17 protein-coding genes are annotated in these 18,121 nt (G+C 62.4%); 10 read left to right on the top strand and 7 right to left on the bottom strand.

The genetic code is table 11. The features are described from left to right. Positions 1-24 precede the first annotated feature (24 nt). Genes ACEN2R_RS10115 through ACEN2R_RS10105 form a run of 3 tightly spaced genes read left to right on the top strand, consistent with a single transcriptional unit; the run spans position 25 to position 4,722 of the window. Positions 25-1,314: a TolC family protein gene (locus tag ACEN2R_RS10115; protein ID WP_442041803.1), complete on the top strand. Its 1,290-nt coding sequence runs from the start codon at positions 25-27 to the stop codon at positions 1,312-1,314. Next, positions 1,311-3,566: an ATP-binding cassette domain-containing protein gene (locus ACEN2R_RS10110; protein ID WP_442041801.1), complete on the top strand. Its 2,256-nt coding sequence runs from the start codon at positions 1,311-1,313 to the stop codon at positions 3,564-3,566. Before ACEN2R_RS10115 ends, ACEN2R_RS10110 begins: the two co-directional genes overlap by 4 nt. Next, the gene (locus ACEN2R_RS10105; protein WP_442041799.1) at positions 3,553-4,722 is read left to right on the top strand and encodes an HlyD family efflux transporter periplasmic adaptor subunit; all 1,170 of its coding nucleotides are present in this window, start codon (positions 3,553-3,555) and stop codon (positions 4,720-4,722) included. Before ACEN2R_RS10110 ends, ACEN2R_RS10105 begins: the two co-directional genes overlap by 14 nt. A gap of 128 nt (positions 4,723-4,850) precedes the next feature. On the opposite strand, the gene metG is transcribed toward ACEN2R_RS10105, so the two are convergent. The 5 genes from metG to ACEN2R_RS10080 all read right to left on the bottom strand — a co-directional run bounded on the left by metG (position 4,851) and on the right by ACEN2R_RS10080 (position 9,634). Further along, positions 4,851-6,569 (bottom strand): methionine--tRNA ligase, encoded by a 1,719-nt coding sequence (gene metG / locus ACEN2R_RS10100; protein WP_442041797.1) that lies wholly within the window; start codon positions 6,567-6,569, stop codon positions 4,851-4,853. Between the two features lie 108 nt (positions 6,570-6,677). Continuing rightward, complete coding sequence (locus ACEN2R_RS10095; protein WP_442041795.1) at positions 6,678-7,202, bottom strand: serine hydrolase; 525 nt, start codon at positions 7,200-7,202, stop codon at positions 6,678-6,680. Positions 7,203-7,372: 170 nt separating this feature from the next. Further along, entirely contained in the window at positions 7,373-8,623 is a 1,251-nt protein-coding gene (locus ACEN2R_RS10090; protein WP_442041793.1) for an MFS transporter, read from the bottom strand. A gap of 100 nt (positions 8,624-8,723) precedes the next feature. After that, a complete protein-coding gene (locus tag ACEN2R_RS10085; protein ID WP_442041791.1) occupies positions 8,724-8,885 on the bottom strand; it encodes a hypothetical protein in 162 nt (53 codons plus the stop codon). A gap of 185 nt (positions 8,886-9,070) precedes the next feature. Continuing rightward, positions 9,071-9,634 (bottom strand): YceI family protein, encoded by a 564-nt coding sequence (locus ACEN2R_RS10080; protein WP_442041789.1) that lies wholly within the window; start codon positions 9,632-9,634, stop codon positions 9,071-9,073. Positions 9,635-9,842: 208 nt separating this feature from the next. On the opposite strand from ACEN2R_RS10080, the gene ACEN2R_RS10075 reads away from it, so the two are divergent. The 5 genes from ACEN2R_RS10075 to ACEN2R_RS10055 all read left to right on the top strand — a co-directional run bounded on the left by ACEN2R_RS10075 (position 9,843) and on the right by ACEN2R_RS10055 (position 14,541). After that, positions 9,843-10,277 (top strand): DsrE family protein, encoded by a 435-nt coding sequence (locus ACEN2R_RS10075; RefSeq protein WP_442041787.1) that lies wholly within the window; start codon positions 9,843-9,845, stop codon positions 10,275-10,277. 73 nt (positions 10,278-10,350) lie between these two features. Beyond that, on the top strand, positions 10,351-11,391 hold the full coding sequence (locus tag ACEN2R_RS10070) for an aldo/keto reductase (RefSeq protein WP_442041785.1): 1,041 nt from the start codon (positions 10,351-10,353) through the stop codon (positions 11,389-11,391). A 280-nt stretch (positions 11,392-11,671) separates the two neighbouring features. Beyond that, positions 11,672-12,583: a 3-keto-5-aminohexanoate cleavage protein gene (locus ACEN2R_RS10065; RefSeq protein ID WP_442041783.1), complete on the top strand. Its 912-nt coding sequence runs from the start codon at positions 11,672-11,674 to the stop codon at positions 12,581-12,583. Continuing rightward, positions 12,580-13,071, top strand: a complete 492-nt coding sequence (locus ACEN2R_RS10060; RefSeq protein ID WP_442041781.1) for a lipocalin family protein — start codon at positions 12,580-12,582, stop codon at positions 13,069-13,071. The genes ACEN2R_RS10065 and ACEN2R_RS10060 overlap by 4 nt, the downstream gene beginning before the upstream one ends. Before the next feature lie 24 nt (positions 13,072-13,095). Next, positions 13,096-14,541: a carnitine 3-dehydrogenase gene (locus ACEN2R_RS10055; protein WP_442041780.1), complete on the top strand. Its 1,446-nt coding sequence runs from the start codon at positions 13,096-13,098 to the stop codon at positions 14,539-14,541. Positions 14,542-14,617: 76 nt separating this feature from the next. On the opposite strand, the gene ACEN2R_RS10050 is transcribed toward ACEN2R_RS10055, so the two are convergent. Beyond that, positions 14,618-15,481 carry a helix-turn-helix domain-containing protein gene (locus tag ACEN2R_RS10050; protein ID WP_442041778.1) on the bottom strand — a complete coding sequence of 288 codons (864 nt, stop codon included), beginning with the start codon at positions 15,479-15,481 and terminating at the stop codon, positions 14,618-14,620. A 116-nt stretch (positions 15,482-15,597) separates the two neighbouring features. Between ACEN2R_RS10050 and ACEN2R_RS10045 the strand changes: the two genes are divergently transcribed. Together ACEN2R_RS10045 and ACEN2R_RS10040 are read left to right on the top strand one after the other, a co-directional pair. Further along, entirely contained in the window at positions 15,598-16,497 is a 900-nt protein-coding gene (locus ACEN2R_RS10045; protein WP_442041776.1) for a fatty acid desaturase, read from the top strand. A 38-nt stretch (positions 16,498-16,535) separates the two neighbouring features. After that, a complete protein-coding gene (locus tag ACEN2R_RS10040) occupies positions 16,536-17,438 on the top strand; it encodes an EamA family transporter (protein ID WP_442041775.1) in 903 nt (300 codons plus the stop codon). On the opposite strand, the gene ACEN2R_RS10035 is transcribed toward ACEN2R_RS10040, so the two are convergent. Then, entirely contained in the window at positions 17,422-18,114 is a 693-nt protein-coding gene (locus ACEN2R_RS10035; RefSeq protein WP_442041773.1) for an NUDIX hydrolase, read from the bottom strand. The two genes, ACEN2R_RS10040 and ACEN2R_RS10035, sit on opposite strands and share 17 nt — an antisense overlap. Positions 18,115-18,121: the final 7 nt, after the last annotated feature.

The following is an 18,121-nucleotide window of genomic DNA, read 5'->3' as shown; positions in this document are numbered from 1 at the left end:
GCACCGGACAAAGGGGACAAACGGGTGAAAAGGCAAGCGTTGCGCGCACTGACGGTTCTGGCAGCGGCGTTTGCCCTGTCGGGTTGTCTGGGTGATGCGGCTGGCCCTGCGCCTGGCGTTCAGCGGTCGCGCAGTCTGGTGGCGGACCCCGGTGTCGTGCACTCGCCGTTGATTTCCAGCCTGTTGCACCGACAGACCATTCTTGCCACGGGCAGCGCGTTCGATCAGGTTGCGCAATCGGTGCTTGCCGCCAGCAGCCGTGGCGCCGAGGCAGAACTGCGCGCCGCAAAACTGCGGGCAGAGGCGCAGTCGAAGAACTGGCTGCCCACGATCGGGCCGTCGATCAGCCTGACCTCTTTGGGGCAGGTGGTGGCCGAACTTCTGGTCAATCAGGTGTTGTTCGACAACGGCAAGAAACAGGCGGAACGCGATTTCGCGAAATCCGATGTCGAGGCCGCCGCCGTGACCCTATCGATGGATACGAACGACCGTATCTATACCGGGCTATCCTTGTATGTGACGGCCGAAAAGGCCCGTGAAAAGGCGGCGGTGTCATCGCGGGCGCTGACCAATATGACGCGGTTCGAGCGGATCATGGCAGAGCGCGTGCGCGGCGGTGTGTCGGACGCGTCCGATCTGAACGTGCTGCGGCAAAAGCTGAACGAGATCAATTCGGAAATGTCGCAGCAAACCGCCGCCGCAAATACCGCAATCGCCGAACTGAACGCTATGGCGGCAGGCCCGCTGGATCAGGTGCGCGGCATTTCCGCCGTCGGCCAGCCTGACGCGTTTGCCAAGCCCCTGACGGTTCTGCTGGCCGAGGCAGAGCGCGACCGCAAGGTCGCGCAGGCGAAAGTGGAACGCGCAGGCTTTCTTCCGGGGGTGTCTGCGGGCGGATCTGTCGGGTCGAACGGCACCCATATCGGGCTGAAGGTGCAGGCAGAGCGGATGCTGGGCCTTGGCACAGGGGCCAGCCTGAAGGCGCTTGAAACAACGAACGAGGCGGCAGAGGCCGGTGTGGGGCAGGCCGAAGAGAACGCCAACCGTCGCCTGCGCAGCCTGGAACAAAAACTGGTCGCGCTGGAGCGGCAGAAGCAGGACACTGGCGCGTTGACCGAACAGGCCCGCGCCAATCTGGACCTGTTTCAGGAACAATTCGAGGCGGGGCAACGCTCTGTCATGGATGTGGTCGGTATTTACGAAAGTCTGGCCCGCAGCGAACAGGACAACGTCGGCCTTGAATACGAGGCGGCGCTGGTCCGGCTGGATATCGCGCGCGCCCGTGGCGCCCTGGCCAACGGGAGCGAGATTTGAGCGCGACCCCCGTAGCCTTTGACATAAAGACGAACAGCGCCGCCAATCTGGCGTCATTGCCCAAGGCCGTGCCCGCGCTGGACCCGGCGATCACATCCGCACGCAGCACTGTCGCGCCCAAGGTTCAGGCGCGGGTCGATCTGTTGGCGATCTATGCTTCGGTGCTCGGGGTGCGGGTTCTACCCGCCGATTTGCTGGACAGCCTGCAAAACGCGGCCCCCGGCATTGGCAGCGCCAGTGGCAACATAAGCATTCACGCGATGCAGGCAGCCCTTGCCGCCTCGGGGCTGGATACGCAGATCACCTCGGTCAGCGCAACCGAGCCACAGTTGTGGCCCGCGATCGCCTCTATGGTTAGCGGCCAGTTCCTGTTGGTTCTGTCGCAAGACGCCGACGTTCTGACGATCTATGATCCGTCCTGCACCGAAGACCGCGCCGAGGTATCGCTGCGCGAATTCGAGCCGTTCTTTTCGGGTATCCTGTTACAGGCGCAACCTTCGGTCATGCAGTTGGACAAGGCGCACGGGGCCGCATCGGCCCAGCCGCACTGGTTCTGGGGCGAGTTCCCGAAATACCGCCGCCAGTTGGCCGAAGTCGCCCTTGGGTCTTTGGTGGCCAACCTTCTGGCGGTCGCGGTGGCGCTGTTTTCATTGCAGGTCTACGACCGCGTGATCCCGCATCAATCCGTCGCCACGCTGTGGGTGCTGGCGCTAGGCGCGCTGCTGGCCATCGTGATGGAGGCGATGTTGAAAATGGCGCGGTCGCATCTGGTGGACGGGGCCGGGCGATCCATCGAACTATCGGTGCAAAAGCTGTTGATGGCGCGTCTTCTGGCGATGCAATCGGGCAAGCGCCCCAATTCGCCCAGCGGGTTGTTCAGCGCCATGCGCGAATTTGGGTCGGTGCGCGAGTTCTTCACCGCCTCGTCGATCGGCACATTGACGGACCTTCCGTTCCTGATCGTGTTCTTGTTGCTTGTCGCCTCAATCGCGGGGAACGTTGTGTGGATACTGGTTCTGGGGGGCATATTGATGGTGCTACCGGGCTATTTCATGCAGAAGAAAATGATGCGTCTGACGCAGGAAACCCAAGGCGCCAGCGCGCGGTCCAGCCGCCTGTTGCACGAGGTGATATTCGAGCAGGAGACGCTGAAATCCCAACGCGCAGAAGACCGCTATGCCCGCCTTTGGGGAGAGTTGACCGCGCTGTCGGCGTTGAAGTCGTCAGAGCAGCGCAAGATCGCCTCGGCCTTGACGTTCTGGTCGCAGGGCGTGCAGCAGACGACCTATATCATGGCGGTCGTGGTCGGCACCTATATGGTGTTCGCGGGGGAATTTACCGTGGGCACGATCATCGCGGTGGGCATCCTGACCAGCCGCACCCTTGCGCCACTGACCCAGCTTGCTGGCACAATGGCACGGTGGAGCAACGTCAAGGGGGCGCTGGTCGGCCTGGACGCCATTGCCGCCACCGAGATGGACCACGACCCCGCCCGCACCTATCTGCGCCGTGACACGCTGGACGGCGGGTTTGAATTGCGCGGGCTCGAATTCCGCTATGATCCCGATGGCCCGCCGACGCTGGACATCGCGGGGCTGGTGATCAAACCCGGTCAAAGGATCGCGGTTCTCGGGGCGAACGGGTCGGGTAAATCGACCCTGCTGAAGCTATTGTCAGGGCTCTACGCGCCGACCGCGGGTCGCGTTCTGATTGACGGTGTGGATATGGCCCAGCTGGAGACAAAGGATATTCGCCGCAACGTCGGCTATCTGTCGCAGGATGTGCGCCTGTTCACCGGCACATTGCGCGACAATCTGGCGATGAACATGCTCGAGATCGACGACGAGCACCTGTTCCGGGCGCTTGATTTCGCAGGGATCGGGCAATATGTGCGCGGCCACCACAAGGGCCTTGATCTGGAAATACGCGACGGCGGCGAGGGCCTGTCAATCGGTCAGCGCCAAAGCATCGGCTGGGCGCGCCTGTGGTTGCAGGATCCGCGCGTCGTGCTGCTGGACGAACCCACTGCGGCACTGGACCAGACGCTGGAAAACACGCTGGTCAGCCGGTTGAATACATGGCTTTCCGGCCGCACGGCGGTCATTGCCACCCACCGTGTGCCGATCCTGTCGCTGACCGAACGCACCTGTATCCTGCAAAACGGACGGTTGACGGTGGACGGTCCACGCGACGCGGTTCTGGCACATCTGACCAAGGCGAAAGAGGGGGGGCGGGCTGATGGCCATCCTTGACGCCCGACTGAGCCGGGGTATGCGCGGGCCCAGCCTGACAATCTGGCTGTCGCTGGCAACGCTGGTGGTGTTTTTGCTATGGGCCGCCTTTGCATGGGTGGACGAGATTGTGCGGGCCGAGGGCGCGTTCGTATCGTCAAGCCGCCCGCAGATCATCCAGAACCTTGAAGGTGGCATTCTGGCCGAACTTCTGGTGGCAGAGGGCGACATCGTGCAGCCCGGTGATGTTCTGGCGCGCCTGTACGGGACGCAGTTTCAGGCGCAGGTTGATGATCTGCAAAACCAGATCACCGGGCTGGATATCCGCCGTTTGAGGCTGGAGGCCGAAATGGCAGGGGCCTTCGAATTCGATGTGCCCGATGCGCTGGCGCTGCGGTCGCCCGGAATTGTGGACTCCGAGATGGCGCTTTTGAAGGCGCGGCAATCCGATTTCACCAGTCGGCGCGATGGCGCGAAAAGCGTGTTGGCGCAGGCCGAGAAGGAAAAGACGCTGCTGGAGAATATGCTGGACCGCAAGATCGTTTCGCTGATCGAGGTGACCCGCGCGCGCAAGGCCCATGCGGATGCCAAGATCCGCTATGACGAAACGGTCACACAGATGGAACTGGACCGCGCACAAAGCTTTTCCGACACGCTGAAGGAATTGACATCGCTGCGGCAGGGATTGAAGGGCGGACAGGACCAGTTGAACCGGACGATTCTGACATCGCCGATGCGCGGAATCGTAAACACCCTGTCGGTCACGACGATCGGCGGTGTGGTGCGTCCGGGCGAGGAAATCCTGCAAATCATCCCGCTGGACGAGGAGTTGCTGGTAGAGGCGCGGGTCAAGCCCAAGGACATAGCGAACATCCGGCCAGGCCAAGAGGCCACGATCAAGCTGACCGCTTATGATTATACCATTTATGGCACATTGAAGGGCGAAGTGCAGTTCCTCAGTGCGGATACCTTCAAGGACGAGCGCGTGCGCGATGGCGATCCGCATTACAAGGTGACGCTGCGGGTGGATACAACGCATCTGACGCCGCGCCAGTCCGAGGTGGAAATCCGGCCCGGTATGCAAGCGACAGTCGAGTTGCACACGGGCGAGAAGACCATCCTGCATTATCTGACCAAGCCGCTGTACAAATCGCGAGAGGCGTTTCACGAGCGCTGATCCAAAGGGCCTGCCTGCGGCAGGAGTCCATTTGTCTCGCCCCTTGCGGGGCTCGGGGTTTGCGCGTTCCGCGCGTGGATATTTGAACCAAAAAGAAACCCTGTTTTGTTACTTTGTTCTTTAAATACTCACGTCCGCACGCCGGAAAATCGCTGTTGCCAGTCTTCGCGCTCTTCGTCGGTAATTTTGTTGAACAGAACCTCTGGCACGGTAAAGGCATGGCCTGCGGGCAGGGCGGTCAGGGCCGTTGCCACGTCGTCGGGCCACGTTCTGTCCTCCGTATGCATTCCCGCCAGCATCGCGCTTGCGGCGTCGGGGATGAAAGGGGCGGACAATACGCCGTAAACGCGGATCAGGTTCAGGGACAGGCGGGTCATGGCGGCAGCGGCATCCACGTCGGTCTTGAAGGCGGTCCAGGGGGCGGCTTCTTGCAGGTATTCGTTGCCGAGCGCCCAGATCGCACGCAGCTCATTCGCCGATTTTCGGACCTCCAGCGCCTCCATGAAGCCCTCGTAGGCGCGGATACGGGTGGCGAGGTCGGCGATCAGCTGTTCCTCACGCGGGCCGTATGTGCCGCCCTGCGGCACCTCTTCGCCAAATTTGGAGCGGCAGAATTTTGTGATCCGGCTGACAAAGTTACCCAGCACGTCGGCCAGGTCTTTGTTCACCGACATCTGGAAGTTTTCCCAGGTGAATTCGGAATCGCTGCTTTCGGGGGCATGGGACAAAAGCCACCAACGCCAGTAATCGGCGGGCAGGATCGACAGGGCCTGGTCCATGAAGACGCCGCGCCCTTTCGAGGTTGAGAACTGGCCGCCGTCATAGTTCAGATAATTGAATGATTTTATGTAGTCGACAAGCTTCCATGGCTCGCCGGAACCGATGATCGTAGCGGGGAAAGACAGGGTGTGGAAGGGCACGTTGTCCTTGCCCATAAATTGCACATATCGAACATCTTCGGCGCCTTTGTCCGTGCGCCACCAGCGCTGCCATGCCTCGGCCGGCAGGCCGTTCGCATCGGCCCATTCCGCTGTGCCCGCGATGTATTCTATCGGCGCGTCAAACCAGACGTAGAACACTTTGCCTTCCATGCCGGGCCAGTCTTCCTCGCCCTTTTTGACCGGAACGCCCCAATGCAGGTCGCGGGTGATGCCGCGATCCCGAAGGCCGTCGCCGTCGTGCAGCCATTTCTTGGCGATCGAGGTGGTCAGGATCGGCCAGTCGGTCTTGGAGCTGATCCACGCGTCGAGCGTGTCTTTCAGTTTTGACTGGCGCAGGTAGAGGTGTTTTGTTTCACGGACTTCAAGGTCGGTCGAGCCGGAGATCGCCGAGCGCGGGTTGATCAGGTCGGTCGGGTCCAGCTGCTTGGTGCAGTTTTCGCATTGGTCGCCACGCGCGCTGTCATAGCCGCAGTTCGGGCAGGTGCCTTCGATATAGCGGTCGGGCAGGAACCGCCCGTCGGCGTTGGAATAGACCTGACGTTCCGAGACTTCCTCGATCAGGCCCGCATCGGCCAGACGTCCGGCGAAATGCTGGGTCAGTTTACGGTTCTGCGGGCTGGAAGAGCGGCCGAAATGGTCGAACGACAGGCGGAAACCATCGGCAATTTCCTTTTGGACTGCGTGCATTTCGGCGCAGAATTCATCGACCGGTTTGCCGGCCTTGGCGGCGGCCAGTTCGGCGGGGGTGCCGTGTTCGTCGGTGGCGCAGATGAACATCACCTCGTTGCCGCGCTGGCGCATGTAGCGGGCGTAAAGGTCGGCGGGCAACTGGCTGCCCACAAGGTTGCCCAAGTGTTTGATCCCGTTGATGTAGGGGATCGCCGAGGTGATAAGAATTCGTGCCATGTGATGCGCCTTCGTCTGGTTTGTGCCTGCTTTAACGCAGGACATCGCCAAGGGCCAGCGTCTGTCGCGGCCTATCGCAAGGCGGCAAGCACCTTTTGGATCAGGCGCTCATATTGGGCGGGTTTCAGGCGGCCTTGCCAATTGGGGTAACGACCCTTCCTGTGCCGGTGATCGCCACCAATGCGCCACCAATGCGCCGCCGTTCCCGGATGGCGTTTTCGAGGTGAGGACCTGTCGCGTATTTGTGCCGCCCAGCCCTTCGATCAGGGAACCGAGCACGGTGCAGTTGGTGTTGGAGTAGAAGTATTTGCCGCGCGTGCCTTTGGTGCCTTCGGGGCGAAGCGCCGATAGGGAAATGCGGTTGTGCAGGCCAAGAGAGCCGTGTTTGTCGGTCAGCATCTCGCCCTGTGTCAGGTCGGGTTTCATGCCGGCTGTATGCGTGGCGATCTGGCCGAGGGGGATGTCGAGCACGGCGTTCGGCGGGGTGACGTGGGCGGCGAACATGGCGCTTTTGACATCGCCCAATGTGGCGGACCAGCTTAATCCGTGGTCTTGCAGCAGGCCGTTGGCACAGATCGCGGTGATCGCCTCGTCCAGCGCGGCAAGGTCAGGGGCTGTGGGGGGCAGAGGCATCAAGATATCCCGCCCCGCTTTGCACTGATAGGAAAAAGATAGGTTGCGCCGACGGCGGCTGCGGCCCCGATCCAGAACATCCAGAGGCCCGGAATAAGTTTGCGCATCGAATGCTCTGGTCAAATACACCTGTCCGCGCGATGCGGCCCATATCCCGGAAGCCACAGAATTCAGCCTTTTGTTTGACCGTCTTCGGGCAAAGGCTCTTCTCGGCTGCGGCCTGTCAGACGACCGATCAGAAACGAGGTGCGCGGGGCATAGACATAGCGCGTGCGGGCGCGCCGTGTTGGTCGTGCCCGCATGCGGATGACGCCGAAGATCACCAGAACCGCATGGCCACCCGCCATCAGCACAAACAGCGCAGAGGGGCCGAACCATTCGATCAGGCTGGACGCGACCAGCGGCGAGGCGATGGCCCCCACCGCGAAAAAGAACATCAGCGCGGCGGAAAGTTCAACGCGTTCGTGGCTTTCGGCAAAGTCATGGGCATGGGCCGATGCGACCGAATAGATCGGAAACGTGGTCAGGCCGAATATGGCGGCGGACAGCATCACCATGCCGGTGCCCCCCGCGCTGCTGGCGGCTGTGAACCCGCAACTGGCAATGGCCGCGACCGACAGCCAGATCAACACCAGACGCCGGTCGAATTTATCGGCCAGCCAGCCGACGGGGTACTGCGCCAGAGCACCCCCCGCGACAAAGGCGGCCAGAAACAGGCCAATCTGTTCGGCGCGCAGGCCCACCTCCTGGCCATAGATCGGGCCGACCATGCGGAAGGCCGCGCTGGACAGGCCTGCCACCACAACACCCGCTGCGGCCAGCGGCGAGCGTGTGACCGCCAGCATCGGGCGCAGCCGCGGGGCGTCGGGGGTTTCGGGTTGTTCGGCGCGCGACAGGGTCATCGGCAGGATGGCAAGGCAGCACAGGATGGCCAGCAGGTTGTAGGAGACATAGCTGGCCGGTTCCAGCACCCCGATCAGCAGTTGCGCGACCAGCGACGAGCCCATGTCGACGACGCGGTAGGTGCCCATGGCGCGGCCGCGCGTCTCGTTGGTCAGCTTGGCCTGCAACCACGCCTCGATCACGGTGTAGCAACCCGCAACGCACATGCCCGATCCGATGCGCATCAAGGCCCATGCGATGGGATCGACCACCAGCATATGCGCGATCAGCCCGATGGCACCTGTCACCGTAAAGGCGGCAAAGGCGCGGCTGTGGCCGACCGACCCCATCAAGCGCGGCGCCCACCAGCACCCGATAAAGAACCCGAAGAAATGGGCAGAGCCAAGCAGGCCGACCTCTGCCTTGGTAAAGCCCACCGTAAGACCCGAGAGGGCATCCAGCGGCCCCACTCCACCCGACGACAGTTGCAACAGCACAACGGACAGGAACAGGGCGGCAAAGGAAATCATAAGGCGCATTGGGGGGCTGCCCTGAAGGATCAGACACCCCACCCTGTCACGGGCAAACGGGGATGCCACCCCCGGAACCGACATTCCGCGTCGTTTTCGATTGCTTGGGCTATGGTGCGCCCGACGCCCCCCAGACGATGACGCCCCAGACAACGACACGCCCTGCGGCGCGCGCCCCAAGCGCATAATGTCGGGTCAGTTCCTTTGCAGCCAAGAACACCGTGTCTTCGCTTGGGCCTTGCTGGCGGTAAAGGGCGGTAAGCGCTGCCAAGACGCGGGTTTCCCGCTGGATGTCCGCGCGTTCGATACCTGATTGCGACGGGACGGGCACATATTCCCTGGCGGCTACCGGCATGGCACCCGCAGAGAGTCCCGCAGAGAGTCCCGCAATCCGCACCGCTTTGGGGTTTGGGTCGCTTTGTGCCGTGTTCCGGTGGTGCGTGCGGGCCGCCCCTATCACTCCAGCCGCGCCACCCGTGCCAGAATGCGCAGGTCGATGTTGCTGCCCACCATGTCGGGAAAACCGGTCGCGCCGAAATCATTGCGCCTGAGAGTGCCGGTCAGCAGGATCGACAGATGCGACAGGTCGCCCGCGATGGTGCCTTTCTGGCGGTAAATCCGCGCATCCAGGGCGATGGGGTGGGTGATGCCGCGGACGGTCAGCATGCCCTCGACCAATGCGCCGTCACCTTTTGCGCTGACCTTCGTGCTTTGGAACCGGATGTCGGGATAGGCTGCGGCGTTCAGAACGGTCGTGCCTTTCATCGCCTCGGTGGCAAAGGCGAACCCCGCATTGGCGCGTCGCACGTCCAGTGTTACCGCCACGCTTGAGGCGGCGACATTGTTGAAGTCCAGCATCAGGTCGGCGCGGGTCACGGGCATGGTGCCTTTGGTCGCGTTGCCGCCGAAATCATAGGTAAAGCCGACGCTGGATTTGTCGGCCTCCAACCGGTAATCGGCGGGGGCGGCAAGCCCTGCGACGGGCATCAGTGTAATCAGGAACAGGGCGGCGAGACGCATGTGAAATCCTCCGTTGAAGGAGTATAGCGCGGGCTGCGGATTTCGCCCCTCACTTTTCCGCGGGGAAGGGGGGCGCAGGCCAAGCCACCTGGGGAAATGACCGTGTTTTGTCTTTGTTCCCGATGTCGATCAAGGCATTCAAAAAGTATAATGTGACAAATGCGGTTTTCCCGTTCTAGGCTGGCAGCATGACAACGGGAGGACGACAATGAACAGACTATTGACCGCAACCGCCGCCTTGGCGCTGACTGCCACCATGGCCTTTGCCGAAGGGCAGATGCACCATGTAGCCATCCATGTGGATCAGAATGATCCGGCCGTGATGAACATGGCGCTGAACAACGCGCAAAACGTCGCAAGCTATTATAAATCCAAAGGCGACGAGGTGATGATCGAGGTTGTGACCTATGGCCCCGGCCTGAACATGCTGATCCCGGACCAAAGCCCCGTGGCAGAGCGCATCAAATCCATGTCGCTGGAACTGGACAACATTGCCTTCGCCGCCTGCGGCAACACGCTGAACGGGATGCAGAAAAAGGCAGGGCACGACATCGCGCTGATGAGCGAGGCAGTTGTTGTGCCGTCGGGTGTTGTGCGCCTGATCGAGTTGCAGGAACAAGGTTACGCCTACGTCAGACCATAAGATTGGCTTTGGCCCCTTGCCCTCGGACTTGGGGCCGCTAAACCTCTCCCCTGAAAAGAAAAGGGGATGCACGATGCGTATGAACACACTGGGCCGCACCGGCCTGCGGGTTTCGGAATTGTGCCTGGGGTCGATGACCTGGGGCACCCAGAACACCGAGGCCGAGGCGCATGCGCAACTCGACATGGCGCTGGACCACGGGATCAATTTTATCGACACGGCGGAAATGTATCCGGTCAATCCGGTGTCGGCGGAAACCGTGGGCCGGACAGAGCAGATCATCGGAACATGGATCGCCAAAAACGGACGGCGCGATGCGTTCGTGCTGGCCAGCAAGATTTCCGGCGCGGGGTCCAAATCGCGCGGTGGTGCGCCGATCACGGGCGCTGCGCTGGTCGGGGCGGTGGATCAGGCGCTGGCGCGGCTGCAAACCGATGTGATCGACCTTTATCAGCTGCACTGGCCCAACCGCGGATCCTACATGTTCCGGCAGAACTGGGCGTTCGATCCCTCGGGGCAGAACCGCGAGGACACGTTGGCCAATATGGAAGAGGTGTTGCGGGCGGCGCAGGGATTGGTCGATGCGGGAAAAATCCGACATTTCGGCCTGTCCAACGAATCCGCCTGGGGCACCGCGCAATGGCTGCGCCTGTCGGACGAGCATGGATTGCCGCGGATGCAGACGATCCAGAACGAGTATTCGCTGCTGTGCCGGATGTATGACACCGATCTGGCCGAAGTGAGCGTGAACGAGGAAGTGGGTTTGCTGGCATACTCGCCGCTTGGAACCGGGTTGCTGACCGGAAAATATCAGGGCGGCGCGGTGCCCGAAGGGTCGCGGATGGACATCAACGGAACCCTTGGCGGCCGCAAGTCCGAGCGGGTTTTCCCCGCCGTCGATGCCTATCTGGCGATTGCGCGAAAGCATGGGCTTGATCCGGTTCATATGGCGCTGGCCTGGTGCCGGACGCGGCCGTTCATGGCCTCGGCGATTTTCGGGGCGACCGATGTCGATCAGTTGGCGCGGGTGTTCGGGTCCGTTGATGTGGTGCTGGGGCAAGAGGTGCTGGACGAGATCAACATCGCCCATAAGGCGCATCCGATGCCGTATTGAGGCCGGGTTTTCGCCGTCGGCGGAGATATTCGGAGACGCAAGAAAGTCAGGCTCATGGGCAGACAGAATGCGCCCGGCGAGGTGCCGAGATCGGTCTGGAACAGGGTTTCCAACCGCCGCGCCGCCCATGGCAAAGACCCGCCCGCCGAGCCCGCGCAGGCGCCGGAAAACAGATTTGTTGCGCGTTTCATCAAGAATACTTCGTAAATTGCAAAATGTGGCGATGCAAGTCGGGGAATACTGGGGCAACATCAGGTCAGGGACACACAAAGGATCCGCCATGCCGCTTGAAATGAACAAAGAGGTCTTTATCACCTGTGCCGTGACTGGATCGGGTGGCACGCAGGATCGCAGCCCGCATGTGCCGCGCTCTGCGAAACAGATCGCCGACAGTGCGATCGACGCGGCCCGGGCGGGGGCGGCGATCGTGCATTGCCATGTGCGCGACCCTGAAACGGGCGCGCCGTCGCGCCGGCTGGATCTGTACCGCGAGGTCACCGACCGGATCCGTGCGGCAGATGTCGATGTCGTGCTGAACCTGACGGCGGGCATGGGGGGCGACATCATGTTCGGCAGCCCCGAGCAGCCGTTTCCGACCGTGGCGGGCACCGATATGGTTGGCGCGACAGAGCGTGTCGCCCATGTTGCCGAATGCCTGCCCGAGATCTGCACGCTGGATTGTGGCACGATGAACTTCGCCGAGGCCGACTATGTGATGACCAACACGCCCGGCATGCTGACTGCCATGGGGCGGATGATGACCGCTTTGGGCGTCAAGCCAGAGATCGAGGCCTTTGATACGGGTCATTTGTGGTATGCCAAACAACTGGTCAAGGACGGCGTTCTGGACAGCCCCGCGCTGGTGCAGCTGTGCATGGGGGTGCCGTGGGGTGCGCCGGACGATCTGAATACCTTTATGGCGATGGTCAACAATGTGCCCGACGACTGGACGTTTTCCGCCTTCGGGCTGGGCCGCAACCAAATGGCCTATGTTGCGGCCTCGGTTCTGGCGGGCGGCAATGTGCGGGTCGGGCTGGAGGACAACCTGTGGCTGGGCAAAGGGCAGTTGGCGACCAATGCGCAGCTTGTCGAACGCGCGGCCAGCATCATCGAAAACATGGGCGCGCGGGTGATCGGCCCTGCCGAAGTGCGCGAAAAGCTGGGTTTGGTCAAACGGGCGCCACGGGCATGAAGCGCCTGATCCTGTTGATGGCGCTTGCGGGCTGCGCGGCTGAACCCGTAAGCGTCGCGACCTACCGCTCCCCCGCCACGCCGATCTATTCGGCGGCGGGGTTCGATGTGACACGCATGGCGGGCCGCTGGTACGAGGTAGAAGGGATCGCGGCAGACGGTGCCCGCTGTCCGACGGGCATCCATGATTTTGCTGTGTCCGGCGGGGTTCTGACGGGGTCTTCCGAAGGCTGTGCCAGCGCCGCCCGCTTGCTTGGGGCCTCGCGGGATGTGGGGCAGGGGCGGTTGCAGCCCGAACAGGGAGAGATCGTCTGGGTGCTTTGGGTCGACGAGACCTACCGCACAGCGGTGGTTGGCACTCCCTCTGGCCGCTTCGGGTATATCCTGAACCGCGCCCCTGCCATCCCCGCGGACCGGCTGCGCGCGGCCCGCGAGATTCTTGATTTCAACGGCTACACTGTGGCCGCTTTCACCCCCTTTCCGCGCTAGACCTGCGCCAGACGGAGACCTGACATGACACAAACAGCGGCAATCATCGGTGGCGGGGTTATTGGTGGCGGATGGGCCGCGCGGTTCCTGCTGATGGGGTGGGACGTGCGTGTGTTCGACCCCGACCCCGAGGCACAGCGCAAGATCGGCGAGGTGCTGGAAAACGCGCGGCGGTCCCTGCCGGGGCTGTCCGATGTGGCGCTGCCCGCGGAGGGGCGGTTGACCTACCACGCCACAATATCTGAGGCGGTGGACGGTGCCGGCTGGATTCAGGAAAGCGTGCCAGAACGGCTGGAGCTGAAGCGCAAGGTGTTCCAGACCTTGCAGGCACACTGTAGGCCGGATGCAATCATCGGGTCCTCGACCTCGGGCTTTAAACCCTCGGAATTGCAGGGCTGCGCGTCGCGGCCCGCGCAGATCGTCGTGACCCATCCGTTCAACCCCGTCTATCTTTTGCCGCTTGTCGAACTGGTGCCATCCGCGCAAAACGCGCCTGAACTGGTAGAGCGCGCAAAGGGGGTTCTGACCGGCATCGGCATGTATCCCCTGCATGTTCGGGCCGAAATCGACGCCCATATCGCCGACAGGTTTCTGGAGGCCGTGTGGCGCGAGGCGCTTTGGCTGATCAACGACGGTATCGCCACGACAGAGGAAATCGACAACGCGATCCGCTATGGCTTCGGGATCCGCTGGGCGCAGATGGGCCTGTTCGAGACCTACCGCGTGGCTGGCGGCGAGGCGGGGATGAAGCATTTCATCGCCCAGTTCGGACCCTGCTTGTCCTGGCCCTGGACCAAGCTGATGGATGTGCCGGACCTGACCGACGCGCTTGTGGACAAGATCGCCGGCCAGTCGGATGCGCAATCGGGCATGTATTCGATCCGCGATCTGGAACGCATCCGCGACAACAATCTGGTGTCGATGATGCGGGCGCTGAAGGCGCAGGATTGGGGCGCGGGTAAACTGTTGAACGCGCAGGACAAACGGATGCCGGTGGCCGAGGGCGACCATGCGGGGCTGATCACCACCGTCGCGCGCGCGGTGCCTTTGGACTGGACGGATTACAACGGCCACATGAACGAGGCGCGGTATCTGCACGCCTTCGGTGACGCGACCGACCGCTTCATGGAACTGGTGGGGTGCGATGCGGACTATATCGCCGGCGGCAGCAGCTTTTTCACCGCCGAAACCCATATTCGTCATATCGACGAGGTGACGGCGGGCACCCGCATCCGCGTCGATACCCAATGCCTGATGGGCGAGGGCAAGAAGATGCACCTGTTCCACAAGATGTTTGATGGCAGGCGGCTGCTGGCGACGGGCGAACATATGCTGATCCACGTCAGCCTTGACACCCGCAAGGCCAGCCTGCCCGGGCCCGCAGTGACCGAAAAGCTGGGCGCGATCGCTGCGGCCCACGCACGCTTGCCCCGTCCCGAAGGGGTGGGACGCGCGGTGGGGGTGAAATAGCTGGCCGCAGAAACAGCCTGATCCCGCCGAAATGTCTTATGCCTTCGGCGAGGATATTCAGAGCAGTAGGCACACGTCAGGCCTCGATCTCTGCCTTTATGCGGCGCAGGAAGGCAGGGATGTCGCGCTCTGACACATCGGCCTCGCGGACCAGCCAGTCGAAATGCGCGGTAAAGGCCTGCACCCGTTCACTGTCGCGAAACGCCAGATAGTTGCGGCCCAAATAGAGCACGGCCATCAGCGGCCCGAAGACGGTGATCGGCGCGGAATAGACGCGACGGGCGTCGAACAGGAACAGCCGTAATGAGGGATAAAGCTGGTCGTGCAGATCCAAAAGACGGTCGATCTGGTCATGGCGGGTCGTGGCGGATAGCCCTGCATAATAGCCTTCGGCGCGGGCGAAGGACGTGATCTCGTGCAGGGGCAGCGCGATTTCATAGTCCGATCTGGCCGAGGTCATCCAGTGCAGCCTGTCCTCTGATGCGCCGATCGCCTGTTCCGTTGTCCGGCCCAGATGCGGTGCATATTCCCAGTCGAGCATGGCGTGGGTTTTCAGCATGTCGGGCAGCGAGGCGGGGACGTGGCGGATCTTGTAGCCGGCGGCCTCCTGATGCCATGCGAAAATCTGCTCGTCGATCAGGGCGCGCGGCGCCTCTGTTACCGTCAGCGCGCTGGCCAGCAGGTCTGCGGTGCGTTCGGGGCGGTTGGTCAGGCCCAGAAGCCAGTCCGCAGATACCCCCAGCGTGCGGGCGCATTCCGCGACAACCTGGGCATTGGGCAGGCGCGCGCTGTCGCCCGTCAAAAGTTGCGAGATCGTGGAGCGGTCAACGCCGACAGCCCGCGCAAGGCTGCTGCGGTTGAGGGCGGACAGGTCAAGTGCCGCGTTCAGCCGATCCCGAAACAGGGCGGCGCGCGTGCGTTTGTCTGTTTTTTCAATCATTGTTTCATTTATTCACATTTGTAGTGTTTATGTTGCCTATCTACCGGATGCCTTGGGCGTCGGGCAAGTGATACCTCTGCCGCAAGGCGGTAACCGCCGTGGTAAAGGGGATTATTTTGCGGGGTAGAGGTGTCTTGGGCGTCGAAGTGCCGACGCTTGTTCTGGTGGCGGGGTGCTATCTTGTCTGGGGGATCGGCACGGCGGTTGCGGCCGCGTTCTGGCTGCCGTTGGGTATTGGTTTGACGGCGCTTGCGGGCGCGCTGCATTCCTCGTTGCAGCACGAGGCCATTCATGGCCACCCGTTTCGTCAGGCATGGTTGAACGAGGCGCTGGTCTTTCCGGCGCTGACGCTTTGCATTCCGTACCGGCGGTTTCGCGACAGCCATCTGGCGCATCACAAGGATGCGATCCTGACCGATCCCTACGACGACCCAGAGTCCAACTATCTGGATGCGGGGAAATGGAATACCCTGCCGCCCGTGATGCGGGCGGTTTTGCTGGCCAATAACACGCTGTCGGGGCGGCTGGTTCTGGGGCCTGCGGTTGGCACGATCAGCTTTATCATTGCCGATGCAAAGGCGATTCATCGGGGCGACCGCGCGGTCTTGCGGGGCTGGCTTTGGCATGTGCCTGCGCTGGCGCTGGTCGTGTGGTGGCTGGTGGCGACGGGCGCGATGCCGGTTTGGGCCTATGTTCTGTCCGCCTATATCGCGCTGTCGATCCTGAAGATCCGCACCTTTCTGGAGCATCAGGCCCACGAGCGGTGCCGCGGGCGCACGGTGATTATCGAGGATCGCGGGCCATTGGCGTTTCTGTTCCTGAACAACAACCTGCATGTGGTCCATCATATGCACCCGAATGTGCCGTGGTACCGGCTGCCCGCGCTGTATTTTCAGAACCGCGAGCGATACCTGAAACGGAACGATGGCTATATGTACAAAAGCTACGCCGAGGTGTTCCGCCGCTATCTTTGGACACGCAAGGATCCGGTTCCACATCCTTTGTGGCGTCGCTAGGTCTCGACAGCGGGGGCGCTGGCTGACAAGAGCACCGGATGGATATCTGGATTCCCGTCACCATCGCCGCCGCCTTTGCGCAGACCATCCGGTTCATGCTGCAAAAGCACCTGAAGGCCACACGCCTGTCGACGGCGGGCGCGACATTCGCGCGGTTCGTCTATTCCGCCCCGTTGGTGGCGCTGCTGGTCTGGGTCTATCTGTGGGTCAGCGGTCAGGACATTCCCGGCCTGTCCCCCAGGTTCTGGGCGTTTGCGATGACCGGCGGTCTGGCGCAAATTCTGGCGACCATGTGCGTGGTCGCGCTGTTTTCGCACCGGAACTTTGCCGTCGGGATTACGTTCACAAAAACCGTGGTGGTGCAGACGGCGTTGGTCGGCTTTGTCCTGTTGGGCGAAGGGGTGTCGCCAGCGGGGATCGCCGCGATTGCGCTGGGTCTGGTCGGGGTGCTGCTGTTGTCGGATCCGCCGGGGGGCACGGGCGCGTGGCACAAGCGGATCATGAACCGCGCGGCGGGGCTTGGCCTGTTGTCGGGTGTGTTTTTCGCCTTTTCGGCTGTGGGGTATCGGGGGGCGTCACTGGCGCTGTCGGGCGGCGATGTGTTCCTGCGCGCGGCGTTTACCCTTGCGATTGTCACGGCGACCCAGACGATCGCGATGGCGCTGTGGCTGGCCTGGAGAGAGCGCGGGCAGATGGCGCTTGTTGCGCGGCACTGGCGGATTGCGGGGCTGGTCGGGGTGACAAGCATGGCGGGCAGCCTGTGCTGGTTCACCGCCTTCACGCTGCAAACGGCGGCCTATGTGAATGCGCTGGGGCAGGTCGAGCTGATTTTCGGCTTCATCGCCTCGCACTTCTTTTTCAAGGAACGCAATTCGCCGCGAGAGCTGTGGGGGCTGGCCGTTTTGATGACCAGCATCCTGCTGCTTATTCTGCTGATCTAGGGTCGCGGCCCAGACGCAGGAACAGGCTGTCCTCGTCGTCGTTGCGAAAGAACGGCACGCTGTCCGGTTTGCCGCCCGATTGGATCAGGCTGGAAACCTCTGCCAGAACCACCTCTGTGATAAAGGGCAGATCGAAACTGCGCACGCGGTCCAGCGGAATCCATTGCAGGTCCGAAAGCTCGTCTGTGGCAAGGCTGAAATCGTCTGGATCCCCGGCAATACGGTCGGCATTCACCATGAAGAACCGCGCGTCAAAGCGGCGGGTGCGACCCGGTGGTGTGATCGCGCGAAAGACAAAGGTGAACCCCTGGGCAGAGGGCCGCAGCCCCGCATCGGCAAACCCGCGCCAGTCCTCGGGGATGTCGGTGCCCCAAGTGCCCGGAGTGCCAAGCAACAGCCCCGTTTCCTCCCAGACCTCGCGGATGGCAGAGGCGACAAGGGCATCGGCCAGACCTGTGTCGGCGCCTTCGCTCAGGCGGGTTCGACAGGCTTGGTCCAGCGGGTGCGAAAAGGGCACACCGGCGTCGCCCTGATCCACAGCCCCGCCCGGAAACACGAACTTGTTCGGCATGAACGCGGCCTGCGCACCGCGCTTCCCCATAAGGATGCGGGTGCCGCCTTGATCCTTGCGGAACAGGATCACCGTTGCCGCGTCTCGGATTGCCGTTTCAGTCATCGCCGCT

Source organism: Pseudogemmobacter sp. W21_MBD1_M6 (assembly GCF_052119585.1).
Classification (GTDB): Bacteria; Pseudomonadota; Alphaproteobacteria; order Rhodobacterales; family Rhodobacteraceae; genus JBGQOJ01.
The sequence above is the reverse complement of the archived record's forward strand: the minus strand, read 5'-3'. Positions and strand labels throughout refer to the sequence as shown.

Bases quoted from the DNA above. Each gene is read 5' to 3' on its own strand.
- ACEN2R_RS10105 (WP_442041799.1), top strand. From the start codon at position 3,553: ATGGCCATCCTTGACGCCCGACTGAGCCGGGGTATGCGCGGGCCCAGC.
- metG (WP_442041797.1), bottom strand. From the start codon at position 6,569: ATGGCACGAATTCTTATCACCTCGGCGATCCCCTACATCAACGGGATC.
- ACEN2R_RS10095 (WP_442041795.1), bottom strand. From the start codon at position 7,202: ATGCCTCTGCCCCCCACAGCCCCTGACCTTGCCGCGCTGGACGAGGCG.
- ACEN2R_RS10090 (WP_442041793.1), bottom strand. From the start codon at position 8,623: ATGCGCCTTATGATTTCCTTTGCCGCCCTGTTCCTGTCCGTTGTGCTG.
- ACEN2R_RS10080 (WP_442041789.1), bottom strand. From the start codon at position 9,634: ATGCGTCTCGCCGCCCTGTTCCTGATTACACTGATGCCCGTCGCAGGG.
- ACEN2R_RS10075 (WP_442041787.1), top strand. From the start codon at position 9,843: ATGAACAGACTATTGACCGCAACCGCCGCCTTGGCGCTGACTGCCACC.
- ACEN2R_RS10070 (WP_442041785.1), top strand. From the start codon at position 10,351: ATGCGTATGAACACACTGGGCCGCACCGGCCTGCGGGTTTCGGAATTG.
- ACEN2R_RS10065 (WP_442041783.1), top strand. From the start codon at position 11,672: ATGCCGCTTGAAATGAACAAAGAGGTCTTTATCACCTGTGCCGTGACT.
- ACEN2R_RS10060 (WP_442041781.1), top strand. From the start codon at position 12,580: ATGAAGCGCCTGATCCTGTTGATGGCGCTTGCGGGCTGCGCGGCTGAA.
- ACEN2R_RS10055 (WP_442041780.1), top strand. From the start codon at position 13,096: ATGACACAAACAGCGGCAATCATCGGTGGCGGGGTTATTGGTGGCGGA.
- ACEN2R_RS10050 (WP_442041778.1), bottom strand. From the start codon at position 15,481: ATGATTGAAAAAACAGACAAACGCACGCGCGCCGCCCTGTTTCGGGAT.
- ACEN2R_RS10040 (WP_442041775.1), top strand. From the start codon at position 16,536: ATGGATATCTGGATTCCCGTCACCATCGCCGCCGCCTTTGCGCAGACC.
- ACEN2R_RS10035 (WP_442041773.1), bottom strand. From the start codon at position 18,114: ATGACTGAAACGGCAATCCGAGACGCGGCAACGGTGATCCTGTTCCGC.